This window comes from Actinosynnema mirum DSM 43827, assembly GCF_000023245.1.
In the GTDB taxonomy this organism is placed as follows: Bacteria; Actinomycetota; Actinomycetes; order Mycobacteriales; family Pseudonocardiaceae; genus Actinosynnema; species Actinosynnema mirum.
The window spans coordinates 6,977,286-6,994,601 of the sequence record NC_013093.1 but is presented as its reverse complement, the minus strand read 5'-3'; the positions used below and the strand labels follow the sequence as shown (position 1 = coordinate 6,994,601).

The 17,316-nt window shown below is 73.8% G+C and carries 14 protein-coding genes and 1 pseudogene; 9 read left to right on the top strand and 6 right to left on the bottom strand.

All coding sequences use genetic code 11. The annotated features are described in order from the left end of the window. Window positions 1–68 precede the first annotated feature (68 nt). Together AMIR_RS29470 and AMIR_RS29465 are read right to left on the bottom strand one after the other, a co-directional pair. The gene (locus tag AMIR_RS29470; RefSeq protein ID WP_015804640.1) at window positions 69–1,598 is read right to left on the bottom strand and encodes a sodium:solute symporter; all 1,530 of its coding nucleotides are present in this window, start codon (window positions 1,596–1,598) and stop codon (window positions 69–71) included. Further along, complete coding sequence (locus AMIR_RS29465) at window positions 1,585–2,709, bottom strand: anhydro-N-acetylmuramic acid kinase (RefSeq protein ID WP_015804639.1); 1,125 nt, start codon at window positions 2,707–2,709, stop codon at window positions 1,585–1,587. The genes AMIR_RS29470 and AMIR_RS29465 overlap by 14 nt, the downstream gene beginning before the upstream one ends. A gap of 120 nt (window positions 2,710–2,829) precedes the next feature. Between AMIR_RS29465 and ftsY the strand changes: the two genes are divergently transcribed. After that, window positions 2,830–4,302: a signal recognition particle-docking protein FtsY gene (ftsY, locus tag AMIR_RS29460; RefSeq protein WP_015804638.1), complete on the top strand. Its 1,473-nt coding sequence runs from the start codon at window positions 2,830–2,832 to the stop codon at window positions 4,300–4,302. 112 nt (window positions 4,303–4,414) lie between these two features. Here ftsY and AMIR_RS29455 read toward each other — a convergent pair whose 3' ends face one another. After that, window positions 4,415–4,807, bottom strand: a complete 393-nt coding sequence (locus AMIR_RS29455) for a hypothetical protein (RefSeq protein WP_015804637.1) — start codon at window positions 4,805–4,807, stop codon at window positions 4,415–4,417. Between the two features lie 43 nt (window positions 4,808–4,850). After that, window positions 4,851–5,624 carry an IclR family transcriptional regulator gene (locus AMIR_RS29450; RefSeq protein WP_015804636.1) on the bottom strand — a complete coding sequence of 258 codons (774 nt, stop codon included), beginning with the start codon at window positions 5,622–5,624 and terminating at the stop codon, window positions 4,851–4,853. A gap of 89 nt (window positions 5,625–5,713) precedes the next feature. Between AMIR_RS29450 and aceB the strand changes: the two genes are divergently transcribed. The 3 genes from aceB to AMIR_RS29435 all read left to right on the top strand — a co-directional run bounded on the left by aceB (window position 5,714) and on the right by AMIR_RS29435 (window position 9,008). After that, window positions 5,714–7,255 (top strand): malate synthase A, encoded by a 1,542-nt coding sequence (gene aceB, locus AMIR_RS29445; protein ID WP_015804635.1) that lies wholly within the window; start codon window positions 5,714–5,716, stop codon window positions 7,253–7,255. 1 nt (window position 7,256) lies between these two features. Continuing rightward, window positions 7,257–8,462: a DUF6986 family protein gene (locus AMIR_RS29440; RefSeq protein ID WP_015804634.1), complete on the top strand. Its 1,206-nt coding sequence runs from the start codon at window positions 7,257–7,259 to the stop codon at window positions 8,460–8,462. A 90-nt stretch (window positions 8,463–8,552) separates the two neighbouring features. Further along, entirely contained in the window at window positions 8,553–9,008 is a 456-nt protein-coding gene (locus AMIR_RS29435; RefSeq protein ID WP_015804633.1) for an Imm1 family immunity protein, read from the top strand. Window positions 9,009–9,038: 30 nt separating this feature from the next. Here AMIR_RS29435 and pucL read toward each other — a convergent pair whose 3' ends face one another. Together pucL and AMIR_RS29425 are read right to left on the bottom strand one after the other, a co-directional pair. Beyond that, on the bottom strand, window positions 9,039–9,920 hold the full coding sequence (pucL, locus tag AMIR_RS29430) for a factor-independent urate hydroxylase (protein ID WP_015804632.1): 882 nt from the start codon (window positions 9,918–9,920) through the stop codon (window positions 9,039–9,041). 34 nt (window positions 9,921–9,954) lie between these two features. Further along, entirely contained in the window at window positions 9,955–10,449 is a 495-nt protein-coding gene (locus AMIR_RS29425; RefSeq protein ID WP_015804631.1) for a 2-oxo-4-hydroxy-4-carboxy-5-ureidoimidazoline decarboxylase, read from the bottom strand. An 813-nt stretch (window positions 10,450–11,262) separates the two neighbouring features. On the opposite strand from AMIR_RS29425, the pseudogene allB reads away from it, so the two are divergent. The 5 genes and pseudogenes from allB to AMIR_RS29400 all read left to right on the top strand — a co-directional run. Beyond that, window positions 11,263–12,471: pseudogene (allB, locus tag AMIR_RS29420) on the top strand (allantoinase AllB); the annotation flags it as partial. Beyond that, on the top strand, window positions 12,468–13,463 hold the full coding sequence (alc, locus tag AMIR_RS29415; RefSeq protein WP_015804629.1) for an allantoicase: 996 nt from the start codon (window positions 12,468–12,470) through the stop codon (window positions 13,461–13,463). The pseudogene allB and the gene alc, both read left to right, overlap by 4 nt. Window positions 13,464–13,595: 132 nt before the next feature. Further along, on the top strand, window positions 13,596–15,152 hold the full coding sequence (locus tag AMIR_RS29410) for an alpha/beta hydrolase (protein WP_015804628.1): 1,557 nt from the start codon (window positions 13,596–13,598) through the stop codon (window positions 15,150–15,152). A 484-nt stretch (window positions 15,153–15,636) separates the two neighbouring features. Next, window positions 15,637–16,980, top strand: coding sequence for an ammonium transporter (locus AMIR_RS29405; RefSeq protein WP_015804627.1), 1,344 nt, complete (start codon window positions 15,637–15,639; stop codon window positions 16,978–16,980). Then, window positions 16,977–17,315, top strand: coding sequence for a P-II family nitrogen regulator (locus AMIR_RS29400; RefSeq protein WP_015804626.1), 339 nt, complete (start codon window positions 16,977–16,979; stop codon window positions 17,313–17,315). Before AMIR_RS29405 ends, AMIR_RS29400 begins: the two co-directional genes overlap by 4 nt. The last annotated feature ends 1 nt before the right edge of the window (window position 17,316 follow it).

The window sequence follows — 17,316 nt, the reverse complement described above, 5'->3', positions numbered from 1 at the left end:
CCGCAGGCCGCCTCGCCGTGCACGGCCTCGTCGCGTGCCGTCTCGCCGTCGACCGCCGCCGCCGCCGCTCAGCCGATCCGGCGGCCCGCCCTCCCGTGCCGCAGCGACAGCAGCCCGCCGACCACGAGCGTCACCAGCACCCCGAGCGGGGTGTACCAGGGGTACGCGGGCGCCCACAGCTGCCCCGCCGCCGACGCGGGCGAGAAGTCCACGGTCAGCTCCAGGTCGGGGCCCCTGAACTTCACGCCCAGGATCACGAACGCCATCACCACCACGGTCACCGCGAACGCCGCGATCGCGTCCGGCTGCCGCGCCTGGCGGAACACCAGCCCCAGCAGGAACGCGCCGAGCAGCGCCCCGTAGGTGAAGCCCGCGATCGACAGCCCCTGCTCGACGATCGGGTTGCCGCGCGTGGTGAACGACGAGAACAGCCCGGCGAACACCACCAGCAGCACCGCCCACACCACCGTCCACAGGCGACCCTGCCGCAGCACCTCGTCCTCGGACAGCGGCCTGCGCACGAGCTTCTGGTAGACGTCGGTGACCGTGGACGAGGCCAGCGCGCCCAGCGAGGAGCTGAGCGCGGCGGCCAGGATGCCCGCGATGACGAACCCGGACAGCCCGGACGGCATGTCGTTGACGATGAAGCTCGCGAACAGCTCGTCCGCGTTGTTCAGCCCGAGGTCCTTCACCGGGTGCGCGCCCTCGTAGTAGGCCCACAGCATCACGCCGATCACCAGGAACAGCCCGAACTGGAGCAGCACCACCACGCCGCTGCCGATGAGCGCCTTCTGGCTCGCCCGCACGTCCTTGGTCGCCATCAGCCGCTGCACCACGAGCTGGTCGGCGCCGTGCGAGGCCATGGACAGCACCGCGCCGCCCACGAACGCGGTCAGCGCGGCGTACGGGCTGGTCAGCGGGCTGGCGACCAGGTCCAGGAACTGGAACTTGTCCGCGTCGGCGGCCCGCCCGACCCAGTCGCCGGGCAACCGCCCGGACAGCACGACGATCACCGCGACCGCGCCGAGGACGTACCAGAGCATCTGGATGGCGTCGACCCACACGACCGCGCGCACCCCGCCGAGGAAGCTGTAGACCACCATCGCCGCGCCGAGCACGGCCACGATCAGCCAGTACGAGGCGTTCACCCCGTACGCGGACAGCACGACCTTCACCGGGATCGCGGTCGCGAACAGCCGCAGCCCGTCCGCGAGCAGGCGGGTCACCAGGAACGCCACCGACGCGGTGCCCTGCAGCCCGGAGCCGAACCGCTGCCCCAGGTACCCGTACGCGGTGACCAGCTCGCCCGCCACGTACTTCGGCAGCAGCACGAACGACACCACGATCCGGCCCAGCAGGTAGCCGAACGCCAGCGACAGGAACGTCATGCCGCCGCCGTAGGCCACGGTCGGCACGCTCAGCACGGTCAGCGTCGAGGTCTCCGCGGAGACCACCGACACGCACACCACCCACCACGAGATGGAGCGCTCGCTGACGAAGTAGTCGGTCGCGGATCGCTGCCTGCCGCCGATCCACACGCCCAGCAGCGGCATCCCCACCAGGAAAAGCACCACGATCGCGAGGTCAAGTGCGCGCACGGCTTCCTCCGATTCTCAGACCGGTGACCGGGGTGGTGGCGGGCTCCGGAAGGCGCAGCGGCGCCCGTCCGGGGGTGATGGAGCCCAACGGGCGCGGCCCGCGCGCGCCGGTCGCGGCCGGGACGTTGCCCGGAAGGCCGTGCCAGGCCAGGAAGCCCAGCAGCGCGGTCAGGTGCGCCTCCTTGGCCCCGGCGGGAAGGCCGAGGTCGTCGCTGGGGCGCACGTCGGACCCCGGCAGGTGGCGGCGCAGGGCCGCCATCAGCGCGGGGTTGCGGGTGCCGCCGCCGGAGACCACGACCAGGCGCGCGTCGGCGCAGGCGCGGGCGGCGGTGCGGGCGGTCAGCTCGACCAGGGTGGCGAGCAGGTCCTCGGGGGTGAGCGCGAGGCCCTCGGTGGCGCGGTCCAGGTGGCCGGCGTTGAAGTGCTCCTTGCCGGTGGACTTCGGCGCGGGGCGCGCGTAGTGCGGGTCGGCGAGCAGCCGGTCGAGCAGTCCGGGGTGGACGGCGCCGCGCAGGGCGAGCGCGCCGTCGACGTCGCAGGGCGTCCCGGTGATCCGCTGCGCCGCCGCGTCCAGGAGCGCGTTGCCGGGGCCGGTGTCGCAGGCGGACGGCGGGTGGCCGCGCCGCACCAGGGTGACGTTCGCGATGCCGCCCAGGTTCAGGGCGGCGGCCGGGGCGGTGCGGGATAACTCGGCCAGCCACAGCACGTCGAGCGCGCTGGCCAGCGGCGCGCCGTGACCGCCCGCCGCGACGTCGCGCTGGCGGAAGCCGGACACCACCGGCAGGCCGGTCGCCTCGGCGATCCAGGCGGGCTCGCCGAGCTGGAGCGTGCCGAGGCAGGTCCCGTTCTCCACCCGGTGGTGCGCGGTCTGTCCGAGTGACGAGACCAGGTCGCCTCGATATCCGGCGGCGATCCGGCCGAAGAGCTGCCCCAGCCCGGTGTCGAGGGCGCACACGTCCCCGGCTCCGGTCGGGACGGCCCGCAGCCGCTCCGGGAACGGGTGTTCCGCGTGCTCGACGGGGGAGAGCACGACCACCGGGCCGTCCAGGGACAGGTCGGCGACCGCCACGTCGACGGCGTCCGCCGACGTGCCGGAGTGGAGCCCGATCACCCTCACGTCAAGTGGTCTATTCGACGCGGGGCGTCGGCACAAGGGGGGTTGTGGAGAAGTTGCCAGGTGCAAGCTCTTCTCGTTGATCGACCACATGCGCAGGCGTGGGAGGATTGGCCGGTGTCCACCACGACCCTGATCTGGATCGTCGTCCTCGTCGCGGCGCTGCTCGCGGTCGCCCTCGTGGCCGGTGTCGCGCTCTCCCGGCGCAGGCGGATCTCCCTCACCGAGAAGGAACCCGACCGCCCCGTCACCAAGGGGTACCGGGCGGGCGGTGGGATCACGTTCGCCCAGCCCGGAGGTCCCGCGACCAAGCCCGCCGAACCGGAACCGGCGGCGAAGCCCGCGGCGGCCAAGCCCGCCGAGGAGCCCCCCGCGAAGCGGGCCGAGGCCGCCGCGCCGGTGGTGGACGAGCCCGTCGGCGAGGACGCTCCGGTCGAGACCCCGGCCCCGGTCGACATCTCCGTGCCCGTCGACACCGCGGCGCCCGTCGAGCCGGTCGTCCCGGTCGAGGCCCCCGAGCCGGTCCGGCACCCGGTGGCCGACCGGACCGAGGTGGACGGACAGCCCGGCGTCGGCGACGACGCGTCGGTGCCGCGCGACTCGGTCCGACCCGGACTGGTCGACGTCCAGCTCCCCGAGGAGTCCTCGGAGATCGACGAGATCGAGCCGACGGCGGGCCGCCTGGAGCGGTTGCGCGGCAGGCTCAGCCGGTCCCGCTCCACGCTCGGCTCCGGCCTGCTCGGCCTGCTCGGCGCGGGCGACCTGGACGAGGACTCGTGGACCGACGTCGAGGACACGCTGCTCATGGCGGACCTCGGCGCGGCGGTGACCATGCAGGTCGTGGAGGCGCTGCGGCAGCAGATCGCGGCGCGCGGCGTGCGCACCCCCGAGCAGGCCAGGACGCTGCTGCGCGAGGTCCTCGTGGACGCGCTGCACCCGTCGATGGACCGCTCGCTGCACGCCCTCCCGCACGACGGCAAGCCCGCCGTGCTGCTCGTGGTCGGCGTCAACGGCGTCGGCAAGACCACCACCACCGGCAAGCTCGCCCGCGTGCTCATCGCCGACGGCCGCACCGTGCTGCTCGGCGCGGCCGACACGTTCCGCGCCGCCGCCGCCGACCAGCTCGCCACCTGGGGCTCCAGGGTCGGCGCGCGCACCGTGCGCGGCCCCGAGGGCGGCGACCCGGCGTCGGTCGCGTTCGACGCGGTCAAGCAGGGCGTCGGCGAGGGCGTCGACACCGTCCTGGTCGACACGGCGGGCCGCCTGCACACCAAGACCGGGCTGATGGACGAGCTCGGCAAGGTCAAGCGGGTGGTGGAGAAGCAGACCAAGGTCGACGAGGTGCTGCTCGTGCTCGACGCGACCACCGGGCAGAACGGGCTCACCCAGGCCCGCGTGTTCTCCGAGGTCGTGGACGTGACCGGCATCGTGCTGACCAAGCTGGACGGCACCGCCAAGGGCGGCATCGTGTTCCAGGTGCAGCGCGAGCTGGGCGTGCCGGTGAAGCTGGTCGGGCTCGGCGAGGGCGCGGACGACCTGGCGCCGTTCGAGCCCGCCGCGTTCGTGGACGCGCTGCTCGGCCAGGGCTGATCCTGTCGGGACCGGTCCACCGGGCCGGTCCCGCCGGGGGCCGATCTGACGCGAGAGGGGCGGGGAACCGATCGGGTTCCCCGCCCCTCCGCCGTTCTCCGGTCCCGCCCGCCTAGCCGGCCACGTCGAACGCGGCCCGCGCGTGCACGACCTCGGAGCACCAGTGCCAGCACTCCCTGGCGTCACCGGCGTCCAGGTGGAAGTGCAGCGGGTGCAGCGCCGGGCCCTCGGGCAGCGCCACCGGGTAGTCCGCCAGCGCGCGGAACCGCGCCGCCGTCACCCGACCGCTCCTGGGCTCCAGCCAGCTCTCCCGGTTGGTCGCCCGCACGCGGGCGCCGGGGAACTCCCGCCGGTAGCCCTCGATCAGGCCGACCACCCAGTCGACGTCCCCGCCGGGCTCGGGAGCGGGCACGGGGGGCAGTTGGGCGCCGTCGCTCCACCGCCCCACCACGTTCGAGTCGTTCCAGAACAGGGTCAGCGTCCGGCCGTAGTGAGATGTCGCCACGGCGGAGATCCTTCCCGACCGGCCGGGCGGGCCGTCCGGCGCATCAGCCCATCGTGGGACGCGAGGCCAGCCGGTCGGCGATCCCGTGCAGCAGCCCGGTGATCCCCTCCGCCGCCTCCCGCGTCAGCCGTCCCTCCGGACCGGACACCGACACCGCCGCGGGCGTCGGACCGCCCGGCACGGCCACCGCCACGCACCGCACGCCCAGCTCCTGCTCGCCCTCGTCCAGCGCGTGCCCGCGCGCGGCGACCAGGTCCAGCTCGGCCAGCATCGCGCCCAGGTCGGTGATCGTGTTCGGGGTGCGCGCGGGCAGCCCGGTGCGCTCCAGCAGCTCCCGCGCCCGGTCGCGGGGCAGCGCGGCCAGCACCGCCTTGCCGACGCCGGTCGCGTGCGGCAGCACCCGCCTGCCGACCTCGGTGAACATCCGCATCGAGTGCCGCGACGGGGCCTGCGCCACGTACACGATCTCGTCGCCGTCGAGCACCGCCAGGTTCGCCGTCTCGCCGGTCTCGTCCACCAGCTCGGCCAGCAGCGGGCGCGCCCACGTGCCGAACTGCCTGCCCGCGCCCTCGCCGAGCCGGATCAGCCTCGGGCCGAGCGCGTACCGGCGGTTGTCGTGCTGGCGCACGTAGCCCAGGTCGACCAGGGTGCGGATGAGCCGGTGGATGGTCGGCAGCGGCAGCCCGGAGACGGCCGCCAGCTCCGACAGGCTCGCCTCACCGCCCGCGTCGGCGAGCCGCTCCAGCAGGTCGAAGGCTCGCTGGAGGGACTGCACGCCACCGCTCTCGCGCGACACCTTCGGACACGCTCCCTCCATTGCCGTTCCGCTATGCGGTAACTATAGTCCGCAAAGCAGAAAATCGGCGCAGCACGGCATCCGACGCGGCATCCAGGGAGGCATCCAGCATGACCGGAATCCGAGTTCTCGGTGGCGCGGTCGAGCGCGGCGAGCAGGTCCTGACCCCGGACGCGCTGGAGTTCGTGGCCAAGCTGCACCGCTCCTTCGCCGCCACCCGCGACGAGCTGATCGCCCGCCGCGCCGACCGGGGACCGCTCGGGTTCCTCGCCGAGACCGCCGACGTGCGCGAGGGCGAGTGGCAGGTCGCCCCCGCCCCCGAACCGCTGCGCGACCGCCGGGTCGAGATCACCGGGCCCACCGAGCGCAAGATGGCGATCAACGCCCTCAACTCCGGCGCGAAGGTGTGGCTCGCCGACCTGGAGGACGCCAACACGCCGCACTGGCGCAACGTGGTGTCCGGGCAGGTCAACCTGTACGACGCGGCGCGCGGGGACATCTCGCACACCTCGCCCGAGGGCAAGCGGTACGAGCTGGCCGAGGGCCCGCGCCCGGCGATCGTGGTGCGCCCGCGCGGCTGGCACCTGCCCGAGCGCGGCATCGAGGTCGAGGGCAGGCCCGCCATCGGCGCGCTGGTCGACTTCGGGCTGCACTTCTTCCACAACGGCGCCCTCGGCAGGCCGTACTACTACCTGCCGAAGCTGGAGAGCTACCTGGAAGCCCGGCTGTGGAACGACGTCTTCACGTTCGCCCAGGCCGAGCTGGGCATCGCGCAGGGCACGATCCGGGCGACCGTCCTCATCGAGACGATCCCGGCCGCGTTCCAGATGGAGGAGATCCTGCACGAGCTGCGCGAGCACGCCTCCGGGCTCAACGCGGGCCGGTGGGACTACCTGTTCAGCGTCATCAAGTACTTCCGCGACGCCGGGCGCGAGGCCGTGCTGCCCGACCGCAACGCCATCACCATGACCGCGCCGTTCATGCGCGCCTACACCGAGCTGCTGGTGCGGACCTGCCACAAGCGCGGGGCGTTCGCGATCGGCGGCATGGCGGCGTTCATCCCGAACCGGCGCGACCCCGAGGTGACCGGGCGGGCGCTGGCGAAGGTGCGCGAGGACAAGACCCGCGAGGCCGGTGACGGGTTCGACGGGTCGTGGGTGGCGCACCCGGACCTGGTGCCGGTGTGCCGCGAGGTGTTCGACGCGCGGCTCGGGACGAGGCCGAACCAGCTGGACGTGACGCGGAACGAGGTGTCGGTGACCGCCTCGCAGCTGCTGGACTTCGCGTCCGCGGGCGGGTCGGCGACCGCCGCCGGGCTGCGGTCCGCCGTGGACGTCGGGGTGCGGTACCTGCTGTCGTGGCTCGGCGGCAACGGGGCGGCGGCGATCCACGACCTGATGGAGGACGCGGCCACGGCCGAGATCTCGCGGTCGCAGCTGTGGCAGTGGGTGCACAACGGGGTGGTGCTGGAGGACGGGACGCCGGTGACGGCCGAGCTGGTGCGCGGGGTGCTGGCCGAGGTGCGCGCGGAGCTGGCCGGGGCCGGGGCGTCCGAGCACCTGGACGTGGCGGTGGAGCTGTTCGACCGGGTCGCGCTCGCCGACGACTTCGTCGACTTCCTGACCCTGCCCGCCTACCGGCACATCGCCTGACGTGCCGCGCACGTCGCTGCCCGCGGACGCCCTGGCCGCCGCCACCGCGCGGCTGGAGTACTTCACGCCGCGCTGGCCGGAGGGGCGTCAGCCGGTGCACACCTGCTACGTCCCGGCCGACCGGGTTCACCCGGACGTGGTGACCGAGTGGGGTGCGCAAGCGCTTGCTGCGCTGGAGGGTCACGTGCCTTCCCCCGAAGGGCTGACCGAGCTGCTCGACCTGGAGCCCGCGCTCGCCGCCGACGTGCACGCCGGGGTGCGGGCCAAGCTGGCCGCCGAACCCGTCGAGGACCTGCGGATCGACTTCGAGGACGGCTACGGCTCGCGCCCCGACGCCGAGGAGGACGCCGACGCCGAGCGGACCGCGCTGCTGGTGCGGGCGTGGCTGGACGCCGGGGTCGCGCCCGGCCGGTTCGGGGTGCGGATCAAGTCCTTCGACACCCCCGAGCTGGTGCGGCGCGGGGTGCGCACGCTCGACGTGTTCCTCACCGCCCTCGGCGGGCCGCCGCCCGGCTTCGTGATCACCTTCCCGAAGGTCACCTCGCGGCGGCAGGTCGAGGTGTTCGGGGACGTGCTCGACCTGTTCGGCGTCCCGCTGCGGTTCGAGGTCCAGGTCGAGACCACCCGGTCCGTGGTCGACGCGTCCGGGCTGCTCGCCCTGCCCGGCTACCTGGAGGCCGGGCGCGGGCGGGTCAGCGGGCTGCACTTCGGCACCTACGACTACACCGCCGGGTGCGGGCTCGGAGCCGCCCACCAGCACCTCGCGCACTCGGCCTGCGACTTCGCCCGGCACGTCATGCAGCTCGCGGCGGCCGGGCGCGGGGTCGAGCTGTCCGACGGGTCCACCAACGTCCTCCCGGTCGGCGACGCGGTGCGCGAGGGCTGGCGCACGCACTACCGGCTGGTGCGGCGCTCGCTCGCGCACGGCTTCCACCAGGGCTGGGACCTGCACCCGGCGCAGCTGGTCACCCGGTACGCGGCGGTGCACGCCTACCACCGGGAGGGGCTGGCGACCTCGGCCGCGCGGCTGCGGGCCTACGCCGAACGGGTGGCCGGGGCGGTGCTGGACGAGCCCGCGACCGCGCAGGCGCTGTCGGAGACATTCGTGCGTGCGCTCGACTGCGGCGCGTTGACCCCCGAAGAGGTCAACGCCGTCACTGGTCTGGGCGTACCGGAGCTGCGGAACCTGGCCCGGCGTGGGCGGTGACCGTCCCTCACGGTGATGGCTCTCGCTGGATTGGGTGATAGTCCGCCATGCCGTGACCACGGTGACCGCCAACGGGACAGTGTGGGGCGCATGAGCGTACGAGCCGGGCTGTGGAGCGGGTTGCCGGACTTCGACAGCGCCGAGCACCGCTACCGGGTGGTGGCGTGCCCGGCGGACGTCGACCTGCTGATCGAGGCGCTGGGCGCTCCGGGGTGCAACGACGCGACCCTGGAGCACTTCGGCCGCGACACCGACGACGAGGGGGAGTGCGACCACAGCGTCGTGCTCGCCGTGCGCGGCGCGTGGGGGTACCTGCACTACGTCGACCCGGACTTCTCCGGGTGGCCGGTCGGGGACGAGCGGGCGCCGCACGTCAACGAGGCGTACACGGACTTCCCGCCCGGCGTCGGCGTGCCGCTGGAGGTGCTGCGGGCGCTGGTGCTGGAGTTCCTGGCCACGGCGCGCAGGCCGGACGCGGTGCGGTGGTACACCGAGGCCGACCTGTTCCCGTCGTGGCGGACGCGGAGGTCCGCGATCCCGGACTAGCGCCGGGGCCTGTTCCGTCCCGATCGAGGGCTAGAACTCCCCGATCGAGTACCACGCCAGCCCCGCGTCCTCGGCCTCCTCGCGCAGCGCCGAGCCCTCGATCAGCCCGTACGGGCTCTGGGGCGCGTGGAACACCTCGTTGCGGTTGTCCAGACCGAACGGGGACAGGTCCACCGGGACGTGGTGCTTGTTCGGCATCGACAGCCGCACCTCGGCGACCTCGGGGCGGGCCAGCAGGACGGCCTCCGCCATGGCGTAGAGGGTCTGCTGGAGCGAGAGGCTGTGCTTGTCGGCGAACGTCGACAGCAGCACGCGGCGGACCTCCGCGTAGCTCGCGGCCCAGTCGACGACCTCGTCCGAGGAGTGGCGCCAGCGCGCGGTGACCGAGGTGGCGAGCACCCGGTCGTCGGTCTCGGCGAGGGTGGTGAACTCGTCGCGCGGGAACCCGTGGAACTCCGAGCCGGTGGTCTTGAGCACCACGAGGTCCTTGAGCCCGGACACCACCCAGGCCCGGTCGTGGTCGACGGTCACGGCGGCGGTCCTGATCTCCCCGCCCGACCGGGTGAACGAGTGCCCGTTGGTCTCGATGCGCTGCCAGAGGTGCTCGTCGACGAGCACGCGGGCCCCGGTGATCGCCGCCTGGCCGGCCACGAAGTGCCGCGCGAGCCGGAGGGCGAAGTCCTCGACCTGGTGGACGCCGTAGAGCTTGGCGAAGGCGTAGGCGGTGTTCTTCTGGGTGTCGGTGGCGAGGACCTTGGTGTTGTCGCCGGTCAGGTGGGTGTCGACGAGGTCGCCGCGCAGCGAGGTGCTGACGGTGAGGTCCTTTATCGAGTGGGTGTCACCGTCACGGGTGACGGACACGAGCCGGACCTCGGCCTTGCCGTACTGGTTCGGCCCCAGGACGATCCCCATCGGATGACTCCTCAGCGTCGGTGCGGTGGTTGCCTCAGTCGCGGTGCACCAGCTTCCGCAGCCGGATGGCGGCGATCCGGCACAGCTCGCGGTTGACGACCCGGAGCTCGTGAGCGGGGTCGTTCCCCATGCGCGCTTCCACGGCCCGGAGCACGTCCGCCCCGCTCAACCCGGTGGCGCAGACGAGGAAGACGTGCCCGAACCGGGCCTCGTAGCGCGCGTTGGCCTCGGTGAGCTGCGCGGAGAGCGAGCCGTCCACCCCGGACTGCTCCCGATCCGACCAGGCGGCGGAGGTTCCGCGCCCGCGCTCACCGATGCGGGGGTGGTGCGCGATGGCGCCGAGGACCTCGTCGTCGGACAGCACCACGTCGGCCGCGGCGACCAGCCGCTCCACCACCCCGAACGGCCGCGCGGCGAGCACGCCGTCCACCCACCGGGGCACCGCGAGGCAGTCGAGCACCAAGGGCCGGAGCAGGGAGGGCTCACCCGCGTCGAACCACCCGATCCCGCCGCTGTCCGCACCGGTCATGGGCACCCACCCTCCGGGGGACGACTGCGCGGGCCCGACCCTGCGCGACGGTAGGAGCGCCCCGGAAGCCCTGTCAACCGGAGACCACCGGGCCCTTCGGACGGGGGAACCCCGTGTGGGGTGGCGGGGAGAGCGCTCCCACGGCGCGGGAGGCACGGGGTTTGCGGTGGCTTGCGGTGGCTTGCCGCAACGCTGGCAAGTCGCCGTGACAACGGACAAGTTCGCAGCCCTAACCCCTGCGCGCCGCTTAGCCCCTGCACATCGCTTTAGGCCCCATGCGCCGCCTCAGGCTCCGCTCGTGTCCTCAGGCCCGTGCGCCACTTCGGCCGCGCCGCCCTCGGCCCGCGCGCGAACCACACCACCGGCTCGCCCGACACCCCCGGAAGGTCGTACCGGCCGCGTTCGCCCGACGCCGTTCCGGAAGCCCGAACCCCGCCTGCCGCCAACCGGGAGACCGCCGCCCCGCAGCCCTCGCCCGCGCTTCGCGCGGCCGGCACCCTGACCCGCATGGACCTGGTCTTCCGCGCGAAGCGCGTGATCACGCCGGACGGCGAGATCGGCGCCGACGTCGGCGTGGCGGACGGCCGCATCACCGTCGTCGTCCCGCACCCGGACCCGACCGGCCCCGGCCGCGCAGGCACCGACCCGCTGCCCACCGGACCGTTCCGCACCAGCCAGTTCGGCGCCGGACCGTTCGGCGCCGGACCGTTCGACGCCGGCGCAGCCCCCACCGGACCGCTTCCGGGGCTCGCCGCCACCGGCCCGTTCCCCGCCGACCCGGCCGCCACCCCGGCCGCCGACCTCATCCGCGAAGCCCTCCGCGCAGGCGCCGAGCTGGTCGAGCTGCCCGACGACGAGGTCCTCATCCCCGGCCTGGTCGACACCCACGTCCACGTCAACGACCCCGGTCGCGCCGACTGGGAGGGCTTCCCCACCGCCACGCTCGCCGCCGCCGCGGGCGGGGTCACCTCGATCGTCGACATGCCCCTCAACAGCCTCCCCCCGACCACCACCCCCGCCGCGCTCGACGCCAAGCTCGACGCCGCGCGCGGGCGCGTGCACGTCGACGTCGGCTTCTGGGGCGGTCTCCTGCCCGGCAACGGCGACCAGCTCGCCGCGCTCGTCGACCGGGGCGTCTTCGGGTTCAAGTGCTTCCTCGCGCACTCCGGCGTCGACGAGTTCCCGCACGTCGACGTCCCCCGGCTGCGCGCCGCCCTCACCCGCCTCCCACCCGACCTGCCGGTGATCGTCCACGCCGAGGACCCCGCCCACCTCGCCGAGCCCGCGAGCGGCGACTACCCGGGTTTCCTCGCCTCCCGCCCGCACGCCGCCGAGCAGCGCGCCGTCGCCGACGTCATCGCCGCCGCCCGCGACACCGGCCACCGCCTGCACGTCCTGCACGTCTCCAGCGCCCGCGCCGCCGCCGACCTCGCGGCGGCCAAGCGCGACGGCGTCCCCGTCACCGCCGAGACCTGCCCGCACTACCTCACCTTCACCGCCGAGGAGATCCCCGAGGGCGCCACCGCGTTCAAGTGCTGCCCCCCGATCCGCGAGGCCGCCAACCGCGAGCTGCTCTGGGCGGCCCTGCGCGACGGCGCGCTCGACCTCGTCGTCAGCGACCACTCGCCGTGCACCCCCGACCTCAAGCGCGGCGACTTCGCCACCGCCTGGGGCGGCGTCGCGAGCCTCCAGCTGGGCCTCCCGGCCGTGTGGACGCAGGCCCGCCGCCGGGGCTTCGCGCTCACCGACGTGGTCCGCTGGATGTCCACGGCCCCCGCCGACCTCACCGGTCTGCGGCACAAGGGCCGCATCGCGCCCGGCGCGGACGCCGACCTGTGCGCGTTCGCCCCCGACGCCGCCTTCGTCGTGGACCGCGCCCACCTGCGCCACCGCAACCCGGTCACCGCCTACCACGGCCTGCCGCTGGCGGGCGAGGTGCGGCGGACCTGGTTGCGCGGACGCCGGATCACCGGGGACGCGCCGTCCGGGCGGTTCCTGACCCGAGGCGGAGGAGCGGCATGAGCGCACCGGAGTGGACGAGGCTGCCGGACCTGGCGTCGCGCGGCGTCGGCGGCGGCGTGGTGTGGGCCAACGACGAGTTCTTCGCCGAGCGGGAGAACCTGGTCAACCGCGCCGAACCCGCGTTCCAGAGCTACACGTTCGGGCACAAGGGCCAGGTGTACGACGGCTGGGAGACCCGCCGCCGCCGCGAGCCCGGCGACGACGCGGCGATCGTGCGCCTGGGCCTGCCGGGCGTGGTGCGGGGCGTGGTCGTGGACACCGCGTTCTTCACCGGCAACCACCCGGTCGCCGCGACCGTCGAGGCCACGTCCGCGCCCGGCCACCCCGACCCGTCCGAACTGGACGGCTGGCGGGTGATCGTCCCGCGCGCCCCGCTCGGCGGCGACCGCAAGCACCACTTCGCCGTCACCGCCGAGCGCCGCTTCACGCACGTGCGCCTCACCGCCCACCCGGACGGCGGCATCGCCCGGCTGCGCGTGCACGGCGACCCGGTGCCCGACCCGGAGCTGCTGGTGCCCGGCGCGGTCGACCTGGCCGCGCTGGAGAACGGCGCGCGCGTCGTGGGGTGCAGCGACATGTTCTACGGCTCGCCCACCAACCTCCTCGCGCCCGGCCAGGCCGCCGTGATGGGGGAGGGCTGGGAGACCGCGCGCCGCCGCGACGACGGCAACGACTGGGTCGAGGTGGAGCTCGCCGGGCAGGGCGTCGTGGCGCTCGCCGAGCTGGACACCAGCCACTTCAAGGGGAACGCGCCCGGCTGGGCGTCGGTGCGCGGGCGCGACGGCGACGGCGGCTGGGTGGACCTGCTGCCCCGCACCCGCCTGCAGCCCGACACCCGCCACCGGTTCCGCGTCCGGGTCCCCGAAGCGGTGACGCGCGCGCGGCTCGACATCTTCCCGGACGGCGGCATGGCCCGGCTGCGCCTCCTCGGCGCCCTCACCGACGCCGGGCTGACCGCGCTCGCACGGCGTTTCCGCGACCTGTCGAGCTAAACCCCCATTTTTGGGGATCTCCCGTAGTCCCGTGGGGTGACGGGGCGGTGGAACCTCGGTCTGATGTGGTCGCGCTGGTGGCGCTGACAGCCTGCGATTGCCTGACCGGGTGAAACCAAAGGGAGGAAACCTGTGCGACCGATCATCCGGGCGCTCGGTGTCGTCGCGGCCACCGGAGCGCTCGTCGCCGGAAGCGCCACCGGCATCGCGGGAGCCCGACCGGGAGGAGATCCGGGCTACCGGGCGGACATCGCCTGGGCGCCGTGCGAGGAGCTGGCGACCGTCGAGTGCGGCACGGTCCCCATGCCGGTCGACTGGGCCGAGCCGGACGGGGAGAAGTTCGACCTCGCCCTGGCGCGCCGCGCGGCCGACGACCCGGCGAAGCGCGAGGGCGTGCTGTTCATCAACCCCGGCGGCCCCGGTGGTCCGGGCGTCGACTTCACGCTCGTGGCCGACAGCTACTTCAGCCCCGAGGTCCTGAAGAGCTTCGACATCGTCGGCGTCGACCCGCGCGGCGTCGGGCGCAGCAGCCCCGTCCGGTGCTCGCTGGAGAAGGTGAACGCCAACCCCGGACCGCTGCCCGCGAACCAGGCCGAGTTCGACGCCCTGGCGCGGTACAACCGGGAGCTGGCCGACGACTGCCGCTCGCACAGCGGCCCGATCTACGACCACGTCAGCACGCTCGACGTGGTCGAGGACCTGGACGCGGTGCGCCGCTCGCTCGGCGAGGCGCGGGTCAGCTACTACGGCGTCTCGTACGGCACGCTGATCGGCCGGCAGTACGCCGAGAAGCACGGCGACCGGGTCCGGGCGATGGTCATCGACAGCAACATGGACCACGACCAGGGCGCCGCCGAGTTCCTGGCGAGCGAGGCGGTCGGCGCGGAGGACTCGTTCGAGGAGTTCGTCGCGTGGTGCGAGCGGACCGAGGCGTGCGCGCTGCACGACCAGGACGTGCCGGAGGTCTGGAACTCCCTGCTGGAGCGGGCCGACCGGGGCGAGCTGACCGCGCCCGGCGACCCGGAGCAGCGGATCACCTCGGCGGACCTGCGCGGCATGGCGCTGAGCGCGTTCTACAGCCCGAGCTGGGCGCAGCTGGCGACCACCCTGACCCGGCTCGACTCGCCGGACCCGGCCCTCTTCGGCGTGGCGGAGCCGGAGCTGGGGCGCAACGCGATGGGCTCGGTGTTCTGCCAGGACTGGGCGCTGCCGGTGCGGGACCACGCGGAGTTCCAGGAGATCACCGAGCGCAGCCTGGCGCTGTCCCCGAACATGCGCGGGTCGACGCTGGGGCAGGGCGCGGTGGCGGCGTGCGTCGGCACCGAGGACGCCAACAGCAACCCCAGGCTGCCGTGGCGGGTCGCCGAGGGCACGCCGCGGGTGCTGATGCTGAACGCGCTGCACGACCCGTCGACGCCGTACGAGTGGGCGGTGGGCGCGCACCGGCAGGCGGGCGGCGCGGCCGTGCTGCTGACCTACGAGGGCTGGGGCCACGGCGCCTACGGCCGCAGCGAGTGCGTGACCGGAGCGACGGACGCGTACCTGGTGGACCTGGTGGTCCCGGCCGAGGGCACGCGCTGCGCGGGCGTCGAGCCGCCCGCGCAGGAGCCGGAGGCGCGGACCGCGCAGCCGGGCAAGCCGCAGCTGCCCGGTCGCGGTGGCTGGGGCGCGCTGCCGCTGGCGGGCTGACTGCGGCTCGGGGGCGTGACGCGGGCAGGACGGAGGCAGGACGGAGGTGCGCCGAGGGGGCGCGTCGGGGAGGACCCCGGCGCGCCCCCGTGGCGGCCACCGCGCCGTCGCCCGGCGCGCCGCCGTCGACCCGACCACGTCCTCGCGCACCGTGATCACCACCCCCACGCCGAGATGACCACGCCCCCGACCCGACGAAAACCGTCCCGCCCCTGATCACCGCCCGGTGACCGACCGTCGCCCCGTCCCACGACCGCGCGATCCGGCCATCCGGTCGGGGTGATGCCCAGCACCGTCCGTCACCGCAAGAACCCCCGGATTCCGGTACCGCAGGGTGAAGAATTCCTGCCTTCAACCCCGTGAAACCCGCCCGTAACAAGGCCGATCCGACAGTTCACCGGGGTGAAACGTTCCGCGTCGGCGGGCGAAACAGCCGCTGTCAATGCTCCCCTGCAACCGACGTGCTGTTGCTGTGGAGGTCGACGTGGATACAGGGGACACCGCCTGGGTGCTCGCCAGTGCCGCACTGGTGCTGCTGATGACCCCCGGACTTGCCTTCTTCTACGGGGGCATGGTCCGCTCGAAGAGCGTGCTCAACATGATGATGATGAGCCTGGGCGCCATGGGCGTGGTCGGTGTGCTCTGGGTGCTGGTCGGCTACTCGACCGCGTTCGGCGCCGACCTCGGCGGTGGCCTGCTGGGCAAGCCGTTCGAGTTCTTCGGCCTGAACGGGCTGCTCACCCCGGACTCGCTGTTCGGCACCATCCCGACCACGGTCTTCGTCTCCTTCCAGGCGATGTTCGCGATCATCACCGTGGCGCTGATCTCCGGCGCGATCGCCGACCGGGCCCGCTTCGGCCCGTGGCTGCTGTTCGCCGGCCTGTGGGCCCTGGTTGTCTACTTCCCGGTCGCGCACTGGGTGTTCGACTTCGACGGCAAGGACGCCGACGGCAACGTCGTCGACCCCGGCGGCTGGATCGCCAACAAGCTCGCCGCCATCGACTTCGCGGGCGGCACCGCCGTCCACATCAACGCGGGCGCCGCGGCGCTGGCGCTGGCGATCGTCCTCGGCAAGCGCGTCGGCTGGCCCAAGGACCGCATGAAGCCGCACAGCCTGCCCCTGGTCGTGCTCGGCGCCGGTCTGCTCTGGTTCGGCTGGTACGGCTTCAACGCGGGCTCCGCGCTGGGCGCCAACGCCACCGCGGGCGTCACCTTCATCAACACCACCGTCGCCACCGCCGCCGCCATGCTCGCCTGGCTGCTCGTGGAGCGCATCCGCGACGGCCACGCCACCACCCTGGGCGCCGCGTCCGGCGTCGTCGCCGGTCTGGTCGCCATCACCCCGGCCTGCTCGTCGGTCACCCCGCTCGGCGCGATCGCGGTCGGCGCCATCACCGGCGCCCTGTGCGCGCTGGCGGTCAGCCTCAAGTACCGCCTCGGCATCGACGACTCGCTCGACGTGGTCGGCGTGCACCTGGTCGGCGGCCTCTCCGGCACGATCCTCGTCGGCTTCTTCGCCAGCGACGCCGCCCCGGCGGGCGTCAACGGCCTGTTCTACGGCGGCGGCGTCGACCAGCTCTGGCGGCAGGCCGTCGGCGCGATCGCGGTCTTCGCCTACTCCTTCGTCCTCAGCCTCGCCCTCGGCTACCTGGTCAAGCTGACCGTCGGCTTCCGCTCGGAGCAGGATGACGAGGTCGGTGGCATCGACGAGGCCGAGCACGCCGAGACCGCCTACGACTTCGGCGGCCTGTCCGGCTCGCGCGGCTCCGCCAAGCCCAGCGTCGCCGCGGGCGCGTCCGCGGTCCTTGAGGGGAGCAACAAGTCGTGAAGCTGATCACCGCGATCGTCAAGCCGTTCACGCTCGACGACGTCAAGACGTCACTGGAGCAGCTGGGCGTCCTGGGCATGACCGTCAGCGAGGTCCAGGGCTACGGCAGGCAGAAGGGCCACACCGAGGTCTACCGGGGCGCCGAGTACGCCGTGGACTTCGTGCCGAAGCTGCGGATCGAGGTGCTGGTGGACGACGCGGCCGTGGACAAGGTCCTGGACGCGGTCGTCGAGGCCGCCCGCACCGGCAAGATCGGCGACGGGAAGGTCTGGGTGACCCCCGTCGACACCGTGATCCGGGTCCGGACCGGGGAGCGCGGCACGGACGCCCTGTAGC